Here is a 3,333-nt window from a genome sequence, read left to right on the forward strand (position 1 = left end):
TGCGTTTATCTGCGTTCATCTGTTTTCATCTGCGTTAAAAAATCAACCTTACTTTTAATAAATCAGCTAAATATCCATACTTACTACACTTATCTCCGCCGGATGTTCTATGCTAAACTGATAATATACTTCCATTTTGCGCTGGCGTTTAGATTGACGCGGTAGAGTCAGCACCCATTCCAACTGACCCATTGCACCGAGATGAATCTCCGGATTTGTACTGAGTAAACGTACTTTAATTTGTTCGTCGCGACTGACAGGCAATTGCTCAATTAAGCGCAGAGTTGTTTTGCGATCGCGCAAGTTTGTAATTACCAATTTGTAACCGTAAGTCGTGCGCCGATAGTTCCCTATTAATTCTACCTCTCGTTCCAGTAAATCGCGCTCAATCTGCAAATCTTCGTCAACACCTAAGTTAAGCTTAAAATCTTGACCGGGTGCAACATTTTCGATATCAGTAGTGCCAACAAGAGTGCGATCGCGGAAAATATTAGCCTTACCCGGTAGCAAATTTATCCCATTAGATTTATTCTTAACCGTAGCTTCTAAATACGCGAAAGCGCTCGACCTTGGCAGCGCGACATATTCAATTTTACAAGGATAATTTTCACTTAATACTATCACTTTATGAGCAACGCCATCACCAAAAATATCATTGTTTCCAGCTAAACGGAAAGTTACTGCGCCTTCAGACTTAGTTCCTTTCGTCAGCACTTTTTGCAATTGCGGTAAATCTTGTTTTTTGGAACCATTATTATCTTCTGCCAATAAAGCTTCTAATTCCGCAAAATCATCCTTACAACCAAGCTTACCTTGTCGGGAAGCTTGGTTATTTTTCTGACCGCTAATATACCACGGTTCGAGTTTGGGAGGTAGAATATTTAAAGCTGGTTTAGTTGTAGAAAGGGTGAGTTTGACACCTTGCCAATTTTCGCCAGTTTTTTGCTTAATTTCTGCCAGATAGGTGAGATTGATACGATCGCCATTACTGCTAGTTCGCAAGTCGTAAAGCGGCGTCCACCCAGCGCGAGTCACCAGATAGGACAATTCTAAGTGAAATTCTCCCGGACTTGGAGGAGCGATCGCAACGATAACATTATAACTGGTATAACTTTCTTTGCAAGTAGATAGCTGTAATTGCTTGAATTGTTGGCGAAATATTTCCAATTGTCTATCTAACTCGCGCACCTGCCTTTCTCGCAGTGCGATCGCATTTGCATACTCCCCATACTGTTCTCCCAAAAAATTTACTAACTCCTTCACTTCATCCAAGTTCATCTGTGCGGGAGCGAGCAATCCGGAAAAACCTTCCAAAGACTTTTCGCTTAATGATTGTACGAAATTACGCTGTAATTGTGCCGCATCTAATTGATCTTGAATAGTACGTCTTTGCTGCTCCAAACTCCGAATTTGTCTGCTCAGTTGTCCTACTTTTTCGCCAAATGCTTCATTGGCAAATACAGTTTCTGTACGCACTCCCAATATACCCTCACCTCTCACCCGAATTGAATCAGTCTGAATAGTTAAAGGCAAATCGGTGATGATTAATTCTTGTTCCTCACCAGTCAAACTTACTGTACCGCGCCGCGTCACTAAAGCTTGGTTGGTGTATACCGTTACTTCTGAAATATGGGTATTGACTATTTGATGTGTCATTTGTCAGTTGCCAGTTGGTTTATAGTTCAGAGTTCATCGCATCGATTTTGCAACGACGAACAATGAACGATCGCTCTCAACAGTGAGCCTCACTCAGACTTTCTTTTCAAATTGTCAATTTCTCGTTGCAACTCCTCAATTTGACGCCGCAATTCATCTGCTTGGCTGCGTCCAGTTTGAGATGGAACATCAACCGCTCCTTCTCCTGCTGAATGTTGATAATTGCCATGACGAATTTGACGATATTCATCAGAATTTGACCATTGGCGCAAGTGGATAATGCGTTCTACCAAAAAAGGATGACTGAGAAATACACCTTGAGCCAAATTATTGTAAAGCAGAAACTTATAAACTTGATTCAATCCATCATCATCGAGTTCTTGATATCTTTCCGATTGACGAATAAACTCATCCAAACTAGCTTCGTTATTGTACTTGCCACTACCGCCAGCCAGTTTCATCATCGCTCGCATGACGGAATTGATATCATCTGAAAGTAACAAAGCGGCGCGATCGGCTGATAATTCCGAGCGGCGTTTCCATTCATAAAACGCATACACCAAACCGCTCCCGATGATATTACCTAAGCCAAGCGTTAATTCCCCAATAAAAGAAGCAGTGCTAATCACCCAAAGTGCCATTTGAGTTAAAATAGTGTGACCGCATTTAATATGTCCTAATTCATGAGCGATAACCGATCGCAGTTCCGCTTCCGTCATCAAGTCCAACAATCCAGAATTTAGTACGATCGACGGTCGCTCTTGTCCCAAGGCATAGGCATTAGATACGGGAAACTGACTGATAAATAAAGTTGGTTCCGGATAAATGTCTAAATCTCGCACACATTCGCGAAACATCTGATAAACTGTAGAATACTGGCGCGGGCCGACTTGAATGCTATTACCCATGTGGTAGACAAATTGCGGACGCTCGTAGAAAAATTCGACAAATTTACGAGCCGCGATATCGAAACCCGGTAAGCTGCGTAAGGTTTGTTCCGCCTCGCGATCGAGCGGATGGCGAAAGGCTTCGCTTGACATTCCTTTGTACGTTGGCATAGAGAGACTTTTTTAGTGGTATTGTACTTATTCTAATGAAGCTCAGATAGATGAGCGATCGCACGCCGATGTTCTCGTCCATGTTCGCATAGTAGCTGCAAGGTGGATTGAGGATGCGATCGCACCTTTTTAGCGCTATTTCTCAAGTTTAATAGTTGCTGCTGTGAGATGCTTGCACTACGGCGACATCGAATTCACTACGCTAAGCGTTTGGGAAGCAAACTCTTTCCACTTCGACTGGTAGAGAATTAGGTAGATAATCGTGCAATAGTCACTTTGAGAATTCCTTTAAACTCGCAGCAATCTCTATATTAAAAAAAAGAAAGCTGAATTGGTTTATCGTCTGCTTTATCAGTGTTTATATCTGAATTTACTTCATACCACAGGCTTTGCCAACCATCTATTAGATTTTGTTATCACCTCAAGTACGAGAGCGCCATCGTTATTTACCTATAACCCTAATTCCCGTCCTATTAATTAAACTTATCAACCTTAATACGGAAGACCCCATTGTTTAGTTGATTTTACCGAAAACCGTGCGTGAAAGCCCCTGGCTTTAGACATGGGGATGAAACGCACCTGGCGATTTTAATCGCCGTCAAGTCCCTGGTTTCCACTT

General features: G+C 42.1%; 2 protein-coding genes. Both read right to left on the reverse strand.

Going from position 1 to position 3,333, the window contains the following annotated elements:
- Nucleotides 1-66 precede the first annotated feature (66 nt).
- On the reverse strand, nucleotides 67-1,656 hold the full coding sequence (locus H6S82_RS25270) for a mucoidy inhibitor MuiA family protein (RefSeq protein WP_190475745.1): 1,590 nt from the start codon (nucleotides 1,654-1,656) through the stop codon (nucleotides 67-69).
- Nucleotides 1,657-1,745: 89 nt separating this feature from the next.
- Nucleotides 1,746-2,714, reverse strand: a complete 969-nt coding sequence (locus tag H6S82_RS25275) for a M48 family metalloprotease (protein ID WP_190475743.1) — start codon at nucleotides 2,712-2,714, stop codon at nucleotides 1,746-1,748.
- Between the last annotated feature and the right edge of the window lie 619 nt (nucleotides 2,715-3,333).

The organism is Planktothrix sp. FACHB-1355 (assembly GCF_014748295.1).
Classification (GTDB): Bacteria; Cyanobacteriota; Cyanobacteriia; order Cyanobacteriales; family Aerosakkonemataceae; genus Aerosakkonema; species Aerosakkonema funiforme_A.